Origin of the sequence: Microbacterium sp. 22215 (assembly GCF_052045655.1) — a bacterium.
GTDB lineage: Bacteria > Actinomycetota > Actinomycetes > Actinomycetales > Microbacteriaceae > Microbacterium > Microbacterium phyllosphaerae.
Genome location: NZ_JBQEPC010000010.1, coordinates 36,289 through 55,881, shown reverse-complemented (window position 1 = coordinate 55,881; position 19,593 = coordinate 36,289). Strand labels below are relative to the sequence as shown.

At 67.5% G+C, this 19,593-nt stretch carries 23 protein-coding genes; 12 read left to right on the top strand and 11 right to left on the bottom strand.

All coding sequences use genetic code 11. The features are described from left to right. Positions 1–40 precede the first annotated feature (40 nt). On the top strand, positions 41–820 hold the full coding sequence (locus ACTJKH_RS15160; RefSeq protein ID WP_440737593.1) for an alpha/beta fold hydrolase: 780 nt from the start codon (positions 41–43) through the stop codon (positions 818–820). A gap of 156 nt (positions 821–976) precedes the next feature. Continuing rightward, positions 977–1,267 carry a hypothetical protein gene (locus ACTJKH_RS15155; protein WP_440737592.1) on the top strand — a complete coding sequence of 97 codons (291 nt, stop codon included), beginning with the start codon at positions 977–979 and terminating at the stop codon, positions 1,265–1,267. Positions 1,268–1,364: 97 nt separating this feature from the next. Here the strand turns inward: ACTJKH_RS15155 and ACTJKH_RS15150 are convergent, their stop codons facing one another. Genes ACTJKH_RS15150 through ACTJKH_RS15140 form a run of 3 tightly spaced genes read right to left on the bottom strand, consistent with a single transcriptional unit; the run spans position 1,365 to position 3,584 of the window. Further along, entirely contained in the window at positions 1,365–1,685 is a 321-nt protein-coding gene (locus tag ACTJKH_RS15150) for a hypothetical protein (RefSeq protein WP_440737591.1), read from the bottom strand. A 5-nt stretch (positions 1,686–1,690) separates the two neighbouring features. Beyond that, positions 1,691–2,782, bottom strand: coding sequence for a redox-regulated ATPase YchF (gene ychF / locus ACTJKH_RS15145; protein ID WP_440737590.1), 1,092 nt, complete (start codon positions 2,780–2,782; stop codon positions 1,691–1,693). Between the two features lie 52 nt (positions 2,783–2,834). Continuing rightward, positions 2,835–3,584 (bottom strand): class I SAM-dependent methyltransferase, encoded by a 750-nt coding sequence (locus ACTJKH_RS15140; RefSeq protein ID WP_440737589.1) that lies wholly within the window; start codon positions 3,582–3,584, stop codon positions 2,835–2,837. A gap of 59 nt (positions 3,585–3,643) precedes the next feature. Here ACTJKH_RS15140 and ACTJKH_RS15135 point away from each other — a divergent pair, with 59 nt between their 5' ends. Then, positions 3,644–4,237, top strand: a complete 594-nt coding sequence (locus ACTJKH_RS15135) for an exonuclease domain-containing protein (RefSeq protein WP_440737588.1) — start codon at positions 3,644–3,646, stop codon at positions 4,235–4,237. Between the two features lie 44 nt (positions 4,238–4,281). Continuing rightward, positions 4,282–5,580 (top strand): DNA recombination protein RmuC, encoded by a 1,299-nt coding sequence (locus tag ACTJKH_RS15130; protein WP_440737668.1) that lies wholly within the window; start codon positions 4,282–4,284, stop codon positions 5,578–5,580. 2 nt (positions 5,581–5,582) lie between these two features. Here ACTJKH_RS15130 and ACTJKH_RS15125 read toward each other — a convergent pair whose 3' ends face one another. Beyond that, positions 5,583–5,882, bottom strand: coding sequence for a hypothetical protein (locus ACTJKH_RS15125; RefSeq protein ID WP_440737587.1), 300 nt, complete (start codon positions 5,880–5,882; stop codon positions 5,583–5,585). Positions 5,883–6,039: 157 nt separating this feature from the next. Continuing rightward, complete coding sequence (glpX, locus tag ACTJKH_RS15120) at positions 6,040–7,026, bottom strand: class II fructose-bisphosphatase (protein WP_056308721.1); 987 nt, start codon at positions 7,024–7,026, stop codon at positions 6,040–6,042. 183 nt (positions 7,027–7,209) lie between these two features. Here glpX and fbaA point away from each other — a divergent pair, with 183 nt between their 5' ends. Then, on the top strand, positions 7,210–8,238 hold the full coding sequence (fbaA, locus tag ACTJKH_RS15115; RefSeq protein ID WP_210097433.1) for a class II fructose-bisphosphate aldolase: 1,029 nt from the start codon (positions 7,210–7,212) through the stop codon (positions 8,236–8,238). Between the two features lie 64 nt (positions 8,239–8,302). On the opposite strand, the gene ACTJKH_RS15110 is transcribed toward fbaA, so the two are convergent. The 3 genes from ACTJKH_RS15110 to ACTJKH_RS15100 form a co-directional block, all read right to left on the bottom strand. Then, a complete protein-coding gene (locus ACTJKH_RS15110; protein WP_440737586.1) occupies positions 8,303–8,824 on the bottom strand; it encodes a DUF6264 family protein in 522 nt (173 codons plus the stop codon). Positions 8,825–9,085: 261 nt separating this feature from the next. Continuing rightward, a complete protein-coding gene (locus ACTJKH_RS15105; RefSeq protein WP_440737585.1) occupies positions 9,086–9,877 on the bottom strand; it encodes an IclR family transcriptional regulator in 792 nt (263 codons plus the stop codon). A gap of 2 nt (positions 9,878–9,879) precedes the next feature. Continuing rightward, a complete protein-coding gene (locus tag ACTJKH_RS15100; protein ID WP_210099130.1) occupies positions 9,880–10,923 on the bottom strand; it encodes a 4-hydroxy-3-methylbut-2-enyl diphosphate reductase in 1,044 nt (347 codons plus the stop codon). Between the two features lie 89 nt (positions 10,924–11,012). On the opposite strand from ACTJKH_RS15100, the gene xseA reads away from it, so the two are divergent. The 5 genes from xseA to ACTJKH_RS15075 are packed head-to-tail and all read left to right on the top strand — an operon-like array spanning position 11,013 to position 15,297. Beyond that, positions 11,013–12,305, top strand: a complete 1,293-nt coding sequence (xseA, locus tag ACTJKH_RS15095; RefSeq protein ID WP_440737584.1) for an exodeoxyribonuclease VII large subunit — start codon at positions 11,013–11,015, stop codon at positions 12,303–12,305. 31 nt (positions 12,306–12,336) lie between these two features. After that, positions 12,337–12,576: an exodeoxyribonuclease VII small subunit gene (locus tag ACTJKH_RS15090; protein WP_440737583.1), complete on the top strand. Its 240-nt coding sequence runs from the start codon at positions 12,337–12,339 to the stop codon at positions 12,574–12,576. Next, entirely contained in the window at positions 12,573–13,211 is a 639-nt protein-coding gene (locus ACTJKH_RS15085) for a DUF4245 family protein (RefSeq protein WP_440737582.1), read from the top strand. Before ACTJKH_RS15090 ends, ACTJKH_RS15085 begins: the two co-directional genes overlap by 4 nt. Before the next feature lie 5 nt (positions 13,212–13,216). After that, a complete protein-coding gene (locus ACTJKH_RS15080; protein ID WP_440737581.1) occupies positions 13,217–13,906 on the top strand; it encodes a carbonic anhydrase in 690 nt (229 codons plus the stop codon). Next, entirely contained in the window at positions 13,903–15,297 is a 1,395-nt protein-coding gene (locus ACTJKH_RS15075; protein ID WP_210097426.1) for a class II fumarate hydratase, read from the top strand. Before ACTJKH_RS15080 ends, ACTJKH_RS15075 begins: the two co-directional genes overlap by 4 nt. Positions 15,298–15,525: 228 nt before the next feature. Here the strand turns inward: ACTJKH_RS15075 and ACTJKH_RS15070 are convergent, their stop codons facing one another. Together ACTJKH_RS15070 and ACTJKH_RS15065 are read right to left on the bottom strand one after the other, a co-directional pair. Further along, positions 15,526–16,908, bottom strand: coding sequence for a PhoH family protein (locus ACTJKH_RS15070; protein ID WP_440737580.1), 1,383 nt, complete (start codon positions 16,906–16,908; stop codon positions 15,526–15,528). A 227-nt stretch (positions 16,909–17,135) separates the two neighbouring features. Further along, positions 17,136–17,915 (bottom strand): isoprenyl transferase, encoded by a 780-nt coding sequence (locus ACTJKH_RS15065; protein ID WP_440737667.1) that lies wholly within the window; start codon positions 17,913–17,915, stop codon positions 17,136–17,138. Between the two features lie 97 nt (positions 17,916–18,012). Between ACTJKH_RS15065 and trhA the strand changes: the two genes are divergently transcribed. After that, positions 18,013–18,741, top strand: coding sequence for a PAQR family membrane homeostasis protein TrhA (gene trhA, locus ACTJKH_RS15060; RefSeq protein ID WP_440737579.1), 729 nt, complete (start codon positions 18,013–18,015; stop codon positions 18,739–18,741). A 16-nt stretch (positions 18,742–18,757) separates the two neighbouring features. Here trhA and ACTJKH_RS15055 read toward each other — a convergent pair whose 3' ends face one another. Beyond that, positions 18,758–19,042 (bottom strand): hypothetical protein, encoded by a 285-nt coding sequence (locus ACTJKH_RS15055; RefSeq protein ID WP_259159931.1) that lies wholly within the window; start codon positions 19,040–19,042, stop codon positions 18,758–18,760. Positions 19,043–19,111: 69 nt separating this feature from the next. Here ACTJKH_RS15055 and ACTJKH_RS15050 point away from each other — a divergent pair, with 69 nt between their 5' ends. Then, positions 19,112–19,498 (top strand): DUF4307 domain-containing protein, encoded by a 387-nt coding sequence (locus tag ACTJKH_RS15050; RefSeq protein ID WP_440737578.1) that lies wholly within the window; start codon positions 19,112–19,114, stop codon positions 19,496–19,498. Positions 19,499–19,593: the final 95 nt, after the last annotated feature.

Sequence of the window (19,593 nt, the reverse complement as noted above, 5' to 3'; positions counted from 1 at the left end):
TGCCCGACCCGACGCGGTCAGTCACCGATCGAGGAGCCTGATGCCCACTTTCGAGGTGCCCGGAGCCGAGCTCGCCGTCGCGTTGAGCGATGAAGGCGGCCACCCGGTCGTCCAGCTGCATGGCCTCACATCGAGCCGCGCCCGTGACCGGGTGCTCAGTCTCGACCTCGGTCGAGGACTCAGCGGAACTCGACTGCTGCGGTACGACGCACGTGGCCACGGCCGGTCGACCGGTCGGAAGGTCCCCGAGGACTATCGCTGGGAGAACCTCGCCGACGATCTCCTGCGAGTGCTCGACCACTGGTTCCCTGGCGAACGTGTGCATGGAGTGGGCCCGTCCATGGGAGCCGCGACTCTCTTGCACGCGGCATCGATCGAGCCTGATCGCTTCACCGGCCTCACGCTCATGGTGCCGCCCACGGCCTGGGAGACCAGAACTGATCAGGCCGCGATCTACCGAGCCGCGGCCGCGCTCATCGAATCCGACGGTGTGGAGGCATTCCTCGCCGGCACGCGCGGATCCACACCGCCCCCTGCCACCGTCCCCACCCCCGAGTCCTGGCCCGACATCGCCGATGCTCTCCTGCCGTCGGTCCTTCGCGGCGCAGGGCTCAGCGATCTGCCCTCCGCGAAGGACATCTCGCTAATCGGAGTGCCGACGACGATCCTGGCGTGGGTGGATGACCCGGGTCACCCGCTGTCGACCGCGGAACGACTCGCCACGCTGCTCCCGGACGCGACGCTGACGGTCGCCCGTACGCCGCAAGACGTCGAAGCGTGGCCCGAGGTCTTGCGCCGCGACGTCGAGCGTCGCGGCTAGGCCCGCTGTTCGCACCGAGTTCGCTCGCGCCTCCACGGCATCGCGATCATCGCCGGTCGATGTCACGATCTCGGTGGTGTGCTCGCTCCGGCAGCGCAGTGATATCTTCATGCGGTGAGGCGAGAGTTCGGGGATACCGCAAAGGCGACCTTCGCCGTGAGCATCGTCGTGGACATGCCGATAACCAAGCTCCATGCGCTGGACGTCATCGCTTTCGTGGCGGACAGCGCCATCGGAGACGCACGCACCGCGTCTCCTCGGGTACCGCTGTCGCCCGACGCCTGGGCAGAGGTGCAGATACCACGCTTTGCCGATCCGCCGCCGATCGCCATCGACGTCTGCTCAGACGCAAGCTTCGATGTCGCGCGCGCTGCCGCCGGCCGCCTTGCGGAGGCATTGGTGCAGGTCGGCTGGACCGTGCGAACTCGACGTAGCGACGAGATCTGATTCGCGACCCGCGGCTTAATACGAGACGCGCCCGATCGCCTCAGCACTCGGGCAGAGCCCCGCTCAGTTGTTGAAGCGGAACTCCACGACGTCATCGTCATGCGTCAATCGGCGGCAGCCGCTTCGCTGTGATGTCTTCCGCATCGAATTCGGGCCAATGCGTTCGAACGAACTCGATGAGCTTGTCGGATTCCACCCACTCGATGCTCCACCTCGACCATTCGACGTTCGGCTGGTCATCGTGCGGCCAGTAGGAGTCCTCGCACTCAGCTTCATCGGACACGTCCCAGGGCTTGTCGTGAAACTCCCACGATCGATCCTCCATCGGCACGACCAGCACCGCCCGCCCCGCGACTTCTCCTGTCGTCGCTCGGCCACCACCGGTCAGGTTGGATTCGAGAGGACTCTGCGCGGACACGTGACCTACTTGGATCCGCCAGATGTGTTTCCGATACGGAACTCCACCACGTCGCCGTCCTGCATGACGTAGTCCTTGCCCTCGAGGCGAGCCTTGCCCTTCGAGCGGGCTTCGACGACAGAGCCGGTCTCGACGAGGTCGTCGAACGAGACGATCTCGGCCTTGATGAAGCCCTTCTCGAAGTCGGTGTGGATGACTCCAGCTGCCTGCGGCGCCTTCGAGCCCTTGGGGATCGTCCAGGCGCGTGCCTCCTTGGGCCCTGCGGTGAGGTACGTCTGCAGGCCGAGGGTGTCGAATCCGATGCGGGCGAGCTGGTCGAGGCCCGACTCGTCCTGACCGGTCGACGCGAGCAGCTCTGCGGCATCCTCGGGGTCGAGATCGATGAGCTCCGACTCGATCTTCGCGTCGAGGAAGATCGCCTTCGCCGGGGCCACGAGGGCCGCGAGCTCCGCCTTGCGGGCGTCGTCCGTGAGAACGGCCTCGTCGACGTTGAACACGAAGATGACGGGCTTCGACGTCAGGAGTCCCAGCTCGCGAATCGGGGTCAGATCGATGCCGGCGACCGAGAGCAGGACGCCGCGTTCCAGAGCATCCTTCGCGGCGACAGCCGTCTCGAGCACGACGGGCTCGATCTTCTTGCCGCGAACTTCCTTCTCGTACCGGGTGATCGCCCTGTCCACCGTCTCGAGGTCGGCGAGCATCAGCTCCGCGTTGATGGTCTCCATGTCGGATGCCGGGTTGACGGCACCGTCGACGTGCACGACGTCGTCGTCGGCGAAGCCGCGGACGACCTGCGCGATGGCATCGGCTTCGCGGATGTTCGCGAGGAACTTGTTGCCGAGGCCCTCACCCTCGCTCGCGCCGCGCACGATGCCGGCGATGTCGACGAACGACACGGCGGCGGGGAGGATGCGCTCGCTGCCGAAGATCTCGGCGAGCTTGTCGAGACGCGGATCGGGCAGGTTCACCACCCCGACGTTCGGCTCGATCGTCGCGAACGGATAGTTCGCCGCGAGCACGTCGTTCTTGGTCAGAGCGTTGAAGAGGGTGGACTTGCCGACATTGGGCAGGCCGACGATTCCGATAGTGAGAGCCACGGGGGTCGAGTCTACCTGTCGCAGACGGTTCGCCCCCGCGGGATGCCCGGGATCAGCCGCGCACCGCCCGGAACGCGTGCGTGACGTAGGGAAGGTCGATGGTCGAATCCCCGTCGAGTCCGAGCTCGTCGAACAGGGCATCCATCTGGCGCGTGATCTCGGCGCGCTCGTCCGCGGGAGCGGTGATGAGGTAGCTGCGAGAGAGGGCCATCTGGTGCAGCTGAGTCCGCGTCATCGGACGGTTCCACTCCCAGCGTTGGGTCTCGACCTCGCCGAACGGCGCGGCGATGCGCGGGCCCTCGGATTCGGGGCCGTTCACCATGTTCTCGGCCGGGCTGCTGTGCATGACGTCGGTCAGGCGACGCACCCACTCAGTGCTCTCGTCGCGGATGTTCCAGATGAGACCCAGAACTCCCCCGCTGCGGACGACGCGACCCAGCTCCGCGGATGCGGTGATCGGCTCCACCCAGTGCCATGCCTGACCGAGGACGGCCGCGTCGATGCTCGCGTCCGGGAGGGGCATCTGCTCGGCCGTCCCCTGGAATGTGGGCACTCCGGGAACGCTCTGGCGCAGCGCCGCGAGCATCGCCGGATCGGGATCGACGGCGACGACCTCGGCGCCGGGCGCGTGTGAGAGCACGCGGGTGAGCTTGCCGGTCCCCGCGCCGACGTCGACGATGCGGCGCGAATCGGCCGGCATCCGCTCGAGCATCCATGCGACCGCGTCGAACGGGTACTCGGGCCTTCCTGCCTCGTAGTTCGCGGCTTCCGCGCCGAAGGATGTCGCCCTGTCTGCACTCATATCGTCAGCCTACGGCGAGTCCTCCTCGGGGGTCCTTCTCGCCGGGAGAAGGTGGATACGTGCCACTGGACTTCACCGCGATCGACTTCGAAACCGCGAACTCCAGCCCCGCCTCCGCGTGCTCCGTCGGACTCGTCCGCGTGCGTGACGGCCAGATCGTCGCCACGGCAGGATGGCTGATCCGCCCGCCCGCCGGCCACGACGAGTTCCAGGAGTGGAACACCAAGATCCACGGCATCCGCGCGCACGATGTGGTCGCTGCCGCCTCCTGGGCGGATCAGTTCGATCGCCTGTGCGCCTTCGCGGGTGCCGACGTGCTGGTCGCCCACAATGCGGGCTTCGACCTGAACGTCCTGCGCCGCGCGGCGGAAGTCACCGGAGGCGACTGCCCTCCGTACCGCTCGCTCTGCAGCCTGCAGGTCGCGCGCAAGACGTACGAGCTCGAGTCCTACCGCCTGCCGAAGGCCGCCGAGGCCGCGGGCTTCACCGGTTTCTCTCACCACGACGCGCTCGCAGACGCCCTCGCCTGCGCCCACATCATCATGGATGCGGCGCGGCGACAGGGCGCCTCCGATGTGTTCGCCCTGGCTTCGGCGCTCAAGCTGCGGGTGACCGAGCCCGTGATCGCGACTCCGGAGCGCGCGGTCGCCTGAGTCGCAGCGGACGAATGTCCGAGGCCGCGCGCATCATGGAGCACATGGATGCTCTGACGATGATTCTCCTGCTCGCCGCGCTGGTGGCCGGCGGAGCGGTCGGCTGGTTCCTCCGCGCCTCGCGCGGGGCGGCCGACCTCGCCCGGGCGCAGGCCGAACTCGCCGCGGCACGAGACGACCGCGACCGCCAGTACGACCTGTATCGGGATGCCGTCGAGCACTCCAGAGTCGAGCAGCGCGCCGAGGCGCAGCGGGTGCAGCAGCAGAACGCGGTCCTCACGGCTCTCGCCCCCGTGCGCGAGAGCCTCCAGCAGATGCAGCAGAAGGTGTCGGCCATCGAGCAGGAGCGCCATGCGCAGTTCGGCTCCCTCGCCGAACAGCTGCGGCGCGCACAGGAGTCCGATGAGGCGCTGCGAGCGACGACGGAGTCTCTCGCCGGAGCGCTCAAGTCGACCGCCACGCGCGGCGTGTGGGGCGAGACGCAGCTTCGCCGCGTGGTCGAGGCGGCAGGACTCACCCGGCACGTGGATTTCGATCTCCAGGCCACCATCTCGTCCGACCACGGTCAGGGTCGCCCCGACATGGTGATCCGTCTGGCGGGAGGCACCTCGATCGCCGTCGACGCGAAGGTGCCGCTCGACGCCTATCTCGAAGCGTCCGCGCTGCCGATCGGCGACACTCACGAAGCACAGCGCCGGGTGCACATGCAGAAGCACGTGAAGGCGGTCCGCGCACACATCGACGCTCTCGCCAAGAAGGCGTACTGGTCGGGCCTCGACGCGAGTCCCGAGTTCGTGATCTGCTTCCTGCCGAGCGAATCACTGCTGGCCGCAGCCATCGACGAGGATCCGACGCTGCTCGACTACGCCTTCAGCAAGCGGGTCGCACTGGCCTCCCCCGTGAACCTGTGGGCGGTGCTGAAGACCGTGGCGTACACCTGGACGCAACAGGAGGTGTCCACCGAGGCACGCGCGCTGCTGAACCTCGGTACTCAGCTGTACGACCGTCTCGGCGTACTCGCCGGTCACGCCGACGACCTGCGCCGAGCACTCGAGCGCACGGTCGACAGCTACAACCGGTTCGCCGGCTCGCTCGAGAGCCGAGTGCTCGTGACGGCACGGCAGTTCCCCGGGATCAGCGCGACGACGCTCGACTCAGCTCCCCCGACGATCACCGCACAGACACGCAGGTTCACGGCCGAAGAGCTCGTCGAGAAGACGGAACCGCAGGATTCGGGACTACTGGCCGACGTCGGAGAGATCCGGTCACGCCTGGTCGGTCACGATGTGACGCATGTGACGGCCTCGGATTCCGACGGACCCGAGACGACAGCGCGCGGCTGAGCTCAGGCGATGCCGGGCACGCCGCTCAGGAGCAGGATCACCAGGCCGCTCGTCACGACGAACGCTCCGATCATCCACCACGAGCTCAGTTCGTGGCCCTCGTCGCGGCGCACGCGGAAAAGCACGTCTGCGCGGCGAGCAGGGTCCACGACGGCCGACGTCTTGACCACGGCCGGTCCCGGCACGCTCGACGCGATGGGCACCCCCGCCTCGTCGACGTTGACACGCATGATGCGTCCGGTGGGCGTCGTCACGATCTTGGTCGGAGCGGCTGTGGAGCCACTCGTGTGCTGCGTTGTCATCGGTCTGCCCTCCTGTGCCTGCGGTGCCTGGCGGCTCCGTCGACGGCGACAAATCCAGTGACAATTGTGACACGGCTGCGCGCGAATCCCGGGCTTCGCGCCCCAGAGGGCGGTACCGGGTCGGTAACGATGACCGGGAATCCTCAGCCGGCGAGCATCAGAGCCACTTCGACACGAGGTGCTCTGAGGCGATCCGGCGCAGTGTTCCCGACGCCCCGCGGAGCACGACGCTCTCGGTGTAGATGTAGCCGCCCTCGCGACGCACGCCGGCCACGAGTTGACCGTCGGTGACGCCGGTGGCGACGAAGATCGTGTTGTCTCCCCGCACCAGATCGTCGGCTTCATAGACCTTGTCCATGTCGAGACCCGCGTCGATACCGCGCTGACGCTCATCGTCGTCACGCGGCCAGAGCCGCCCCTGGATGTGACCGCCGAGCGCCTTGATGGCACAAGCGGTGACGATGCCCTCCGGGCTGCCGCCGACGCCGACGCACATGTCGGTGCGAGCGGCGTGACGCGCTGCGTTGATGCCGCCGGCGACGTCACCGTCACTCATCAGACGGGTTCCTGCGCCGGCATCCCGGATCTCCTGGATCAGCTTCTCGTGCCGAGGACGATTCAGCACCGACACGACGATCTCATCGACCGGCTTGCCGAGCGCTCCGGCGAGCTTGCGGATATTCTCACCGATCGGGAGACGGATGTCGACCACGCCCACTCCGGCGGGGCCCGTCACGAGCTTGTCCATGTAGAAGACGCTGGAGGCGTCGAGCATCGAGCCGCGGTCGGAGACGGCGATCACAGAGAGCGCGTTCTGGCGACCCGCCGCGGTGAGCGATGTGCCATCGATCGGGTCGACCGCGATGTCGCACTGCGGGCCGGTGCCGGTGCCGACCTCTTCGCCGTTGAACAGCATCGGCGCGTTGTCTTTCTCACCCTCGCCGATCACCACTCGCCCCTGGAACGCCACCGTTCCGAGGAACGCACGCATGGCGTCGACGGCAGCGCCGTCAGCGGCTTCCTTCGCACCCCGACCGATGAACGGCACGGCGCGGATCGCGGCAGCCTCCGTTGCTCGCACCAACTCCATCGCGAGGTTGCGGTCGGGACGAAGGGGGCTGAGATCCGCTGTGAGACTAACCATGCGGTCAGCCTAGCCATCGAGACACTGCCAACCGGGGTGTTTTCGGCCTCTCCAGGCCGAAGGAAAAGCGATTCTTAACGTGAGAGCAGGAGCAGGAGCCGCCCCGCGCTTCGCCGCCAGAAACCGAGAGCCAGCCCCGATAGAGTGACTGCTGTCCCGGCTTCCCTAATCGCAGGAGTTCTCATGCCCGTCGCCACCCCGGATCAGTACGCCGAAATGCTCGACCGCGCGAAGGCCGGCGGCTTCGCGTACCCCGCTTTCAACGTCTCCAGCTCGCAGACGATCAACTCGGTCCTCCAGGGCCTGACCGAGGCGGGTTCCGACGGAATCATCCAGGTCACCACGGGTGGCGCGGACTACTTCGCCGGCCACACCGTGAAGGCACGCGCGACCGGCGCACTCGCCTTCGCGCGGTTCGCGACCGAGGTCGCCAAGAACTACCCGATCACCGTCGCGCTGCACACCGACCACTGCCCGAAGGACGCACTCGCCGGCTTCGTCGAGCCGCTGATCTCGGCTTCCGAAGAAGAGGTCAAGGCCGGGCGCAACCCGATCTTCCAGTCGCACATGTGGGACGGCTCGGCTGTCCCCCTCGCGGAGAACATCGAGATCGCCCAGGACCTCCTCCCCCGCATGAAGAACATCAACGCCATCCTCGAGGTCGAGATCGGCGTCGTCGGCGGAGAAGAGGACGGCGTCGCTCACGAGGGCTCGAACGACGCGCTCTACACGACCTTCGCGGATGTCGACCAGGCCGTCCAGGCTCTGGGCCTCGGCGAGCAGGGGCGTTACATCGCCGCACTCACGTTCGGCAACGTGCACGGCGTCTACAAGCCCGGCGGAGTCAAGCTGCGTCCCGAGCTCCTGGGCGAGATCCAGCAGCAGGTCGCTGCGAAGTACAACACGGGCGCGAAGCCGCTCGACCTCGTCTTCCACGGCGGCTCCGGCTCGACCGACGACGAGATCGCCCTCGCGGTCGCCAACGGTGTCATCAAGATGAACATCGACACCGACACGCAGTACGCATACACCCGTGCGATCGCCGACTACATGTTCAAGAACTACGACGGCGTCCTCAAGGTCGACGGCGAGGTCGGTAACAAGAAGCAGTACGACCCGCGCGCATGGGGGAAGATTGCTGAGACGGCCATGGCCGCTCGCGTGGTCGAGTCCACGCGCCAGCTCGGCTCGTACGGACAGTCGAAGAGCTGATCACGTTCTGACAGAGAGATGCCCCCGACCGCTTCGGTCGGGGGCATCTCTGCGTTTCGGGCGGCTACTGGCCGGCGGTCTTCGCCACGAAGTCGATGAATGCGGGGTCGTTCATCAGCGGGATCGCGGCGCAGATCGATGCCACGAGCAGTGTCACGGCCGCGCCGGCGATCGGGACCCACCAGGACGTCTTGCCCGTGCGCAGCCGACGGATCGAGAGGAACGCAGTGAGCGACCATCCTGCCGCGAGGACGATCGCGGCGATCGTGCCCCAGAGCTTGCCCTGAGCGAAGTTGGTGAACTCCCCGTCGACGCCGAGAACGCTCATCATCTCGTTCATCGTCGTCGAGAAGTCGAGATACGACAGACCGGTCATCACCACATTGATGAGGCCGTAGGCGAGCAGCGCGATCGTCACGAAACGATCGCCGGGGCGTGAGCGCACGGCGGGTTCGCGCGCGGCGTCCGGTTCGGATGCCGGCGCGGCCTCGACCGGTGCGACGTCCGTGATCGGCGGAAGACCCGCCGCCCTCCGCTGCTCCTCGAGGGTCGCGATTTCGCCGTACTGCGGCCTCTGATCCGTCATCCCGCCATGGTAGCCGTCTCAGATCAGCGGAGTTCTCAGACAGGATCCGCCCGAACATGATGGCGGCCCCGGAGAAGTGGGGACTCCTCGGGGCCGCGGATTCGGAACGCTGGGGACGCTCGTCATCCAAGTTGGCGAGGAACGCTGGGGACATTCCACCACCTGTAGTGCCGTTTGCACATGCGACTACTCCTACACATAGTAGGAAAGCGCGTGCCGACCCGCTAGGGGCATTTCTTCAGATAGTGAACCAACTGAACGTCAGAAGGACGACGGGAGCTCCGGCTCGCCGCTCGTCAGAGCATCCGCCCCCAGCTGAAGCGACAATCGGGTCGCCGACTGCTTGAGCTTCGTCACGAGCGCGCGGTCGACGTGCGCGCCGTCCGCAGGAAGCGAGATCGCGAGGGACGCCACGATGTTCGGGGCGATCACAGGGACGGCGACGCAGTTGTTGCCGAGCGCATATTCCTCGCGGTCGAGGGCGAATCCGGGCGACCGCTCGAGCTCGGCCAACAGCGCGCTGCGGTCGCTGATCGTGCGCGGAGTGAGCTCCTCCAGCCGGTGACGGGACAGATAGTCGAGACGCTCGTCGCAGCTGAGGTCAGTGAGGATCTGCTTGCCGAGCGCCGTCGCATGCGCGCTCGACTCGAGCCCCACCGACAGATCCACACGGGGGCGCTGCACGGCGTCGACGACGTCGACCAGGTGCACCTCGCCGTCGTGATACCTCGACAGGTACGCCGTCGCACCCAGGGTCTCGGTGACCTCGCGCAGCGCGGTGCGCACGCGCGCGAGAAGCACCCCGCCGGCGTCCGGACCCGACTGGAACACCGGGAAGCTCGTGCCCAGCACGAGACCGTCCGGTTCGTTCGTCAGATACCCCTCATGGACCAGCGTGCGCACGAGGTTGTACGTCGTGCCCTGGGTGAGACCCGTGAGCGCCGCGAGCGCCTTGACCGGCACGGGGCGCGCCGAATTCGCCACGATGTCGACCAGACGCAGAGCGCGCTGGACCGAACCGATCAGCGTCGGCGCCGCGTCGGTCGTGGGCACCGTCAGGCGTTTCCGCCCGAGGCGCGGCCCCCCAGCGCACGCGCATCGCGCTGACCCGAGGCATCCTGGCGGAGCTCCTTCGGCAGCGAGAACATCAGGTCCTCCTCCGCCGTCTTGACCTCTTCGACGTCGTGGTAGCCGGCACCGTCGAGCGCGTCGAGCACCTCGCGCACGAGCACCTCGGGAACGGATGCTCCACTGGTCACGCCGACCGTGGCCACACCGTCGAGCCACTCCTGCTTGACCTCTTCCGCGTAGTCGACGCGGTACGCGGCCTTGGCTCCGTACTCCAGCGCCACCTCGACGAGCCGCACCGAGTTCGAGGAGTTCGAAGATCCCACCACGATCACGAGGTCTGCGTTCGCCGCGACCTTCTTGATGGCGACCTGGCGGTTCTGCGTCGCGTAGCAGATGTCGTCGGACGGCGGATTGTGCATCTCGGGGAAACGCGTGCGCAGACGGTTGACCGTCTCCATGGTCTCGTCGACCGAGAGCGTCGTCTGCGAGAGCCAGACGACCTTCGACGGATCCTTCACCTGCACCGTGTCGGCCTCGTCGGGAGAGTTCACGATGGTGACGTGATCCGGAGCCTCACCGGCCGTCCCCTCGACCTCCTCGTGGCCCTCGTGACCGATGAGCAGGATCTCGAAGTCATCGCGGGCGAAGCGGACCGCTTCGCGGTGGACCTTGGTGACGAGCGGGCAGGTCGCATCGATCGCGTGCAGACCGCGATCGGATGCCGCCTCGACGACGGCGGGCGAGACTCCGTGCGCACTGAAGACGACGTGAGCGCCCTCGGGCACCTCATCGACCTCTTCGACGAAGACCGCGCCCTTCTCCTCGAGCTCGGTGACGACGTGGATGTTGTGCACGATCTGCTTGCGCACATACACCGGCGCTCCGTACCGCTCGAGTGCCTTCTCGACGGCGACGACCGCACGGTCGACTCCGGCGCAGTATCCGCGCGGCGCCGCGAGCAGAACGCGCTTGTTCCCCGCCACCGGGTTATCCTGAAGCCGCCCGGCCGCCCCACGTACTCGTGGGATGCGCGGAAGAGGCAGATGAACGGCAGTGGAGGTCACACTGGAATTCTACCGCCGACAACCTGAGCAGGAGCGGAAGGTGCACTGAGCGGATGACGGTCTTCGAAGCCTCGACTCGACCAGGCGAGACTCCACCGGCTGATGCGGTCGCTCCGCGCGACTCGTCGGCGGACGCCCCGACCTCGGTCGCACGGCTGAACGGGACGATCCGCGACTTCGTCGCCCGGTGGAACACCGTCTGGGTCGAAGGCGAGATCACCTCCTGGAACGTCCGGGGCGGCAACATCTTCGCCCGCCTGAAGGACACCCGCTCCGACGCTCAGATCTCGATCCGGATCTGGTCGAGCGTCCGACCGAGGATTCCGGGCGATCTCGCCGTCGGCGACCATGTGGTGGCCGCGGTCAAGGCGGACTACTTCGTCAAGGCGGGCGACTTCAGCTTCACCGTCTCGGCGATGAAGCACGTCGGTCTCGGCGATCAGCTCGAGCGCCTCGAGAAGCTCCGCCTCCAGCTGCGCCAGGAGGGCCTGTTCGATCCTTCGCGCAAGAAACGGCTCCCGTTCCTCCCGCATGTGATCGGTCTGATCACGGGCGAGCGATCCGATGCCGAGAAAGATGTGCATCGCAACGCCGAGCTGCGCTGGCCGCAGGTGCGATTCCGCACCGAGTATGCCGCCGTGCAGGGCGACCGGTGCGTGCCCGACACCCTGGCCGCGCTCGCCCGACTCGACGCCGACCCCGATGTCGACGTCATCATCATCGCGCGTGGCGGCGGAGACCCGCAGACGCTCCTCGGATTCAGCGACGAGCGCCTCGTCCGCGCCGTGGCAGCGGCATCCACCCCGGTGGTCAGCGCGATCGGACACGAGAACGACCATCCCCTCCTCGATGACGTCGCGGATCTCCGCGCCTCGACTCCGACGGATGCGGCGAAACGGGTCGTGCCCGACGTCAGCGAGCAGCGAGCACTCATCGCCCAGCTGCGCTCCCGGGCGACCTCCCGGCTCACACAGCGGCTGTCCCACGACATCGCCCAGCTCGAGCAGCTGCGCTCGCGTCCCGCGCTGCGGTCGCCCGACCCCATCATCGACTCGCGGTCCCAGGACGTGTGGCTGCTACTCTCGCGTGGGCGCGACACCATCACGCGCCTGCACGACGCGGCCGGTCGAGAGACCAGCGAGCTGCGGGCCTCCCTGCGCGCACTCTCGCCCGCGGCCACGCTCGCCCGCGGATACGCGATCGCCCATCTCGACGGCGGCGTGATCCTCCGCGACGCGGCGGACGCGCCCGCGGGCAGCGCCCTCACGATCACCGTCGACCGCGGGTCGATCGCCGCTCGCTCGGAGGGCGAGATCGCCGAAGAGTCGACGCCTCCATCCGGCTGAGCGGCCCGCGCGCACCGCGTAGGATGGAGGCGTGAGTGCGCTGAACGACACCCCTGTGGACACGCTGTCGTTCGAGGCCGCTCGCGACGAGCTCGTGAAGGTCGTCTCCGAGCTCGAACAGGGCGCCCCGACGCTCGAGCAGTCGCTCGCCCTCTGGGAGCGCGGCGAGGCGCTCGCGGCGCGTTGCGAGGAATGGCTTCTCGGCGCGAAGCGTCGACTCGAGGCCGCCCGTGCCGCAGCATCCGATCCGTCCGACGAGGTCGAGTCATGAACAAGCCCGCTCCGATCGTCGCCGAGATCGGCCGCCCCGAGACTCCGGAGGAGACGGCCGCACGCAAGGCGGCCTTCAGCAAGGCGTATCGCTCGAGCCAGACCGTCCGCGGTCTCGTCGCGGCGCTCATCGCGACGCTCGCGATCGTCCTGGTCATCGTGCTGATCGTGCCGCGAGGAGAGCCCGCGACGGCAGCGAAGATCGACATGGTCGGCATCGCCGCCGACGTCGAATCGACAGTGGACAGCCCGGTGATCGTGCCCGACCTCGGCGATTTCTGGCGCGTCAACGCGGCTGGTCTCACGAGCGGAGCGACCGCGGTGTGGGATGTCACCCTGGCGCCCTCCGCTGAGGACGAGCGCGGCTTCATCAAGCTCGCTCAGGCGTTCGACGCGGACTCGTCCTGGGCACCGCAGCGACTGAACGGAACAGCCCCCACCGATACGGCCTCGATCGGCGGCCTCGAATGGGATGTCTACGAGCTCGGTGATGCCGGAGCGAAGCAGAACATCACCTACGCGATCGGCACGCAGGCGGGTGACGACTACCTCCTGCTCTACGGCTCGCGTTCTACGGACTCCACCGCCGACCTCGCCGAATCCCTCGTCCCCCAGATCCGCGAACTCTCGGAGTAGCCCTCATGACAGACACGCTCACGCCCGCCGCCGCCTGGAAGCAGATGCAGGAGGGCAACCAGCGATTCGTCGACGACGCTCCGCGACACCCGAACCAGGATGTCGCCCGCCGCAAGCACCTCGCCGCAGCGCAGCATCCGGTCGCGACCCTGTTCGGATGCTCGGACTCGCGTCTCGCCGCTGAGATCATCTTCGACCTCGGCCTCGGCGATCTGTTCGTCGTCCGCAACGCCGGCCAGGTGATCGGCGAGTCGATCGTCGCGAGCCTCGAGTACGCGGTCGCCGTGCTGAACGTGCCGCTGATCGTCGTCCTCGCCCACGACTCGTGCGGCGCCGTGCGCGCCGCCATCGACGGGACCGCGATCGACGCCGCGCCCCTCCCCCCGCACATCTGGAAGCTCATCGCGCCGATCGTGCCCGCAGCCCGCAAGGTGCTCGTCGAGAACGGCGGCACGACCGTCGATGAGATCGACGCCGACCTGGTCGGCCAGGAGCACCTGCGCAACACCGTCAGCGATCTGCTGCAGTCGTCCGAGGTGATCTCCAACGCGGTCGCCGAAGGCCGCCTGGGCATCGTCGGCGCCAACTACCGTCTGGCCGAGGGCACCGCGGTGCCCGTCATCACGGTCGGAATCGACTCAGACGGAATCGACACCGAGGGGCACGGCCCCGCAACCAAGGAGGGTTCGGAATGACCGACACCGAGTACCGCATCGAGCACGACACCATGGGCGAGGTGCGGGTTCCCGTGAACGCGCTCTACGGCGCGCAGACGCAGCGCGCCGTCGAGAACTTCCCGATCTCGGGCAAGGGCCTCGAGTCCACGCAGATCGCCGCCCTCGCGCGCATCAAGAAGGCCGCAGCGCTCGCGAACAAGGAGCTCGGAACCCTCGACGGTGCCATCGCGGACGCGATCGCGCAGGCCGCCGACCAGGTCGCCTCGGGTGCGCACGACGCCGAGTTCCCGGTCGACACGTACCAGACCGGCTCCGGCACGTCGTCGAACATGAACATGAACGAGGTCCTCGCGACCCTCGCGACCCGCATCCTCGGTGCGAACGTGCACCCGAACGACCACGTGAACGCCTCGCAGTCGTCGAACGACGTGTTCCCGACCTCCGTGCACATCGCCGTCACGCAGGCGCTCATCGACACCCTGATCCCGGCGCTCGACCACCTCGCCGTCGCCCTCGAGGCGAAGGCCGAGCTGTGGAAGGACGCGGTCAAGTCCGGTCGCACGCACCTCATGGATGCGACCCCGGTCACCCTGGGCCAGGAGTTCGGCGGCTACGCCCGACAGATCCGTCTCGGCATCGAGCGCGTGCAGTCGGCGCTCCCCCGCGTCTCCGAGGTCCCGCTCGGAGGCACGGCCACCGGCACCGGCATCAACACGCCGCTCGGCTTCCCGCAGAAGGTCATCGCACTGCTCGCGGCCGAGACCGAGCTGCCGATCACCGAGGCGAAGGACCACTTCGAGGCGCAGGCCAACCGCGACGGTCTCGTCGAGGCATCCGGTGCGCTGCGCACCATCGCCGTCTCGCTGACCAAGATCAACAACGACCTCCGCTGGATGGGCTCAGGCCCCAACACGGGACTCGGAGAGCTGCACATCCCCGACCTGCAGCCCGGCTCCTCGATCATGCCCGGCAAGGTCAACCCCGTCGTCCCCGAGGCCGTGCTGATGGTCTGCGCACGCGTGATCGGCAACGACGCGACCGTCGCCTGGGCCGGAGCGTCAGGATCGTTCGAGCTCAACGTCGCCATCCCCGTGATGGGTACGGCGCTGCTGGAATCGATCCGTCTCCTCGCGAACGCCTCGCGTGTGCTCGCCGACAAGACCGTCGACGGTCTTCAGGCGAACCTCGAGCGCGCCGCCGCATTCGCCGGCATGAGCCCGTCGATCGTCACTCCGCTGAACAAGCTCATCGGATACGAGGCGGCGGCGAAGATCGCCAAGCACGCTGTCGCCAAGGGCATCACGGTGCGAGACGCCGTGATCGACCTCGGCTACGTGGAGCGCGGCGACCTCACGCTCGAGCAGCTCGACGAGAAGCTCGACCTGCTGTCGATGACCCACCCCGGTTGATCTCGACGCACTGACAGCGCCCCGATTCGCAGACTCGGTCCCGATCTGCCGACTGTTCCTGGTGAACAGTCGGCAGACCGGGTCAGGGCCCGCAGATCGGGGCGCTGTCTCTTCCTGCACGGGTGCAGGATACGAACGGTCGTCACCCCCCAGATCGGGACCGAGGCCGGTCCGGGGCAGACGGAAGCGGATGCCGTGAACCCCCGCGGCATCCGCTTCCGGGCGAACTCAGCTGAGCTCGCCGCCCTCCAGGAGCTCGGTGACGAGGGCAGCGATCGCGGAACGCTCCGACCGCATCAGCGTCACGTGGGCGAACAGGTCGTGGCCCTTCAGAGTCTCGATCACACTGGCGATGCCGTCGTGACGGCCGACGCGCAGGTTGTCGCGCTGACCCACGTCGTGGGTGAGGATGACCCGGGAGTTCTGCCCCATACGGCTGAGCACGGTGAGCAGCACGTTGCGCTCGAGCGACTGCGCCTCATCGACGATCACGAACGCATCGTGCAGCGAGCGTCCGCGGATGTGCGTGAGCGGGAGCACCTCGAGGATGCCTCGCTCGACGACCTCCTCCATGACGTTGCCCGAGACCACGGAGCCGAGGGTGTCGAAGACCGCCTGCCCCCAGGGCCCCATCTTCTCGCCCTGGTCGCCGGGAAGGTAGCCGAGCTCCTGACCGCCGACCGCGAACAGCGGGCGGAAGACGATGATCTTCTTCTGCTGCTGGCGTTCGAGCACCGCCTCGAGTCCGGCGCACAGCGCGAGCGCCGACTTGCCCGTGCCCGCTCGTCCGCCGAGAGAGACGATGCCCACATCGGGGTCGGTCAGCAGGTCGATCGCGATGCGCTGCTCTGCCGAACGGCCGTGCATGCCGAAGATGTCGCGATCGCCGCGCACGAGCTTGTACTCGCCGTCACCCGTCATCCGTCCGAGGGCGGAACCGCGCTCCGAGTGGATGATGAGCCCCGTGTTGACCGGGAGCCCTCTGGCGTCCTCGCTGATGCCGACCTCGCTCTCATAGAGGTCGCTGATCTCGTCGCCCGAGAGGTCGAGGGTCGTGATGCCCGTCCAGCCGGAGTCGACCGCCTGCTCGGCCAGGTACTCCTCGGCACGGAGACCGAGAGATGCGGCCTTGACGCGCATCGGGAGGTCCTTCGAGACGATCGTGACATCCTGTCCGTCCTGCGCGAGGTGCATGGCCACCGAGAGGATGCGGGTGTCGTTGTCGCTGAGTCGGATGCCGGCCGGAAGCACGGAGGCGTCGGTGTTGGCGAGCTCGACGCGAAGAGTGCCGCCCTCTCCGACCTCGACCGGGAAGTCGAGGCGTCCGTGCTCGACGCGAAGATCGTCGAGGTGGCGCAGGGCCTGCCGGGCGAAGTAGCCGATCTCGGGATCGTGGCGCTTGCCCTCGAGTTCGGTGATGACGACCACCGGAAGGACGACCGAGTGCTCGGCGAACCGGAAGAACGCCTGCGGATCGCTCAGCAGGACGGACGTGTCGAGTACGTAGGTCCGGAGATCCTGATCAGGATCAGCGGACGCCGCTCGCGTCGTCGTCTTACGGGTGGACTGCTGCGCGGTGCTTGCGGACTGCTGCGCTGTACGTGAGGTCACGACCCACTCCCGACCCGGGGAGAATCCCGGTTGTTCGAACGAGTCGACCAGGGGGTCACGAGTCGTCAACCTGAGGCCGACCCGACGGGCACCTTGCCCGATGACTAGAAGCTACGACCAGGTGCCGACATTGACGTGGCTCGACACGCCATCACTTCGTTACGTGTTGATTAACGGCTCGTGGCCATGCTGCCGCGAGAGTCGCCGGCTGTGCAGACGACGTCGGATCAGCGCCCGAAGCGCCGATCGCGGTCGGCGAAGTCGCGGATCGCTCGCAGGAAGTCGACCTGCCGGAGATCCGGGCCGAGCGCTTCCACGAAGTAGAACTCGCTGTGCGCGCTCTGCCAGAGCAGGAAGTCGCTCAGCCGCTGTTCACCACTCGTGCGGATCACGAGGTCGGGATCCGGCTGCCCACCGGTGTACAGGTGCTCGCCAATCATCTCGGGTGTGAGGTGTGCGGCGAGATCCTCGATCGTTCCGCCCGATGCCTGGTGCGCGGTCACGATGCTGCGCACCGCGTCGACGATCTCGTTGCGTCCGCCGTATCCGACCGCGAGGTTCACATGGAGTCCGGTGTGATCGCGCGTACGCTCCTGCGCGTCGTCCAGGACTCTGGCGAGTTCCGGGGGCAGGATGTCGGATCGCCCCACGTGCTTGACGCGCCAGTTCGGCTCCTCCGACAGGGCCTCGGCGAGCTCGGCGATGATCTCGATGAGATCGGCCAGCTCCGCGGAGTCGCGCTTGAGCAGATTGTCACTCGACAGCAGGTACAGAGACACGACGCGGATGCCGAGCTCATCGCACCATCCGAGGAACTCCCGCATCTTGGCGGCACCGGCCCGATGCCCCTCGGCCGGAGTCGCGTACCCCAGCTGGCGCGCCCACCGCCTGTTGCCGTCGATCATCATCGCGACGTGGTGCGGCACGGACGCCGGATCGAGGTGGCGGCGGAGCCTGTTGGTGTAGAGACGGTACAGCGGCCCCCGCCCCTGACCTTCACGTGACATCACCTCCCTACGCTATCGTGCCCGGGCCCGGGCGACAGGGGGCTGACGCTCAGGATATGTACGCCGGGCGGCATGGCCCGCCGCCTAGAGTGAGGGCGTGAGCACACCCGACTCCACCGCACCCGACGTCCCCCAGCTCCCTCTCCTCGAGGAGGCGGCGCACGACGCGGCTGTCGAGATCAGACCCACCTGGCGGGGCTGGATCCACGCCGCGACCTTCCCGATCGCAATCGTCGCCGGAGTCGTCCTCATCATCGTCGCGCAGGGCGGAGCGGCCAAGTGGGCCGCCGCGGTCTTCATGGCGACGTCGCTTCTGCTCTTCGGCAATTCGGCGCTGTACCACCGCTTCGACTGGAGCCCGAAGGTCAAGGTCGTCCTCAAGCGGATCGACCACGCGAACATCCTGCTCCTCATCGCGGGCACGTACACGCCTCTGGCCGTGCTCGCGCTGCCGCCAGGCAAGGGAGCACTGCTCCTCGTACTGGTCTGGAGCGGCGCGCTGCTCGGCATCCTGTTCCGCGTCTTCTGGATCAACGCTCCGCGCTGGCTCTACGTCGCGCTCTACCTCGTGCTCGGCTGGGCGGCCGTGATGTACATGGCCGACCTGCTCGCGGCGAATGCGGCGATGATGGTCCTGGTGATCGTCGGCGGCCTGCTGTACACGGGCGGAGCCGTCGTCTACGCGATCAAGAAGCCCAACCCGTGGCCCGGCCACTTCGGCTTCCACGAGATCTTCCACGTGTGCACGGTACTGGCATTCCTGTGCCACTGGACGGCGTGCCTCCTGATCGCTCTGGCACCCCTGTCACCGTCGCTCGGAGCCTGATCGGCTCAGTGTGTGATCAGCGCTTGTCCGGGTCGTCGTCGCCTTCGCGGACGACAGGCAGATCGGCGTCCGTCTCCGTCGCCTCGTCCGCGGCGCGGGCGGCCTCTTCCGCGTCGAGCTCTTCTCTGACCTCTTCGCGATAGCGGACACGACGGATCCGCCGGTTCATGTCGAGGATCAGCAGGATCACGGCGACGAGGATGATCACCACGGCGGCGAAGCCGACGAAGCCGGGCGTGACCAGCTGAGGGTCCACCGTCATCGTGGGAGTCGGCATCGGGGTCTCGGTCAGAGCAAGCACGGAGTCGGCCTTTCATGCGCAGGTCGCATAACCTGGAGTTACCAGCCTAACGACCGGAAGACCCACCCCGTGACAACCGCAGAACAGCTCGACGACCGCTACGGCCGCACCCGCAGACGACGGGGGCCCTGGATCGTCCTGATCGCGATCGCGGTGCTGATCGTCGGCGCCTTCGGCTGGATGACCGTGACCAGGCAGATGAACGCGGTCGACGCCGACGATCTCGGTTTCGATCTGGTCGACGAGCACACCGTGAACGTGAGGTTCCAGATCACGGGAGTGCAGGGCAAGGACGTGGCGTGCATCGTCGAAGCCCTCGATGAGGAGTTCGGCGTGGTCGGATGGAAGGTCGTCGAGATCCCCGGCGGAGAGACGCATTCCCAGGCCCTGTCGGCGACCGTCCCCACGGTCTCGGCAGCGACCACAGGTTTGGTGAACAGCTGCTGGGTCGCCTAGACTCGTCGCAGCAAGACGACGCCCTGGCAACCTGCCGGGGCGTCTTGGCATATCCCCCGCGGATCGTCAGCGGGTACCTACCGAAGGAGCTTCGT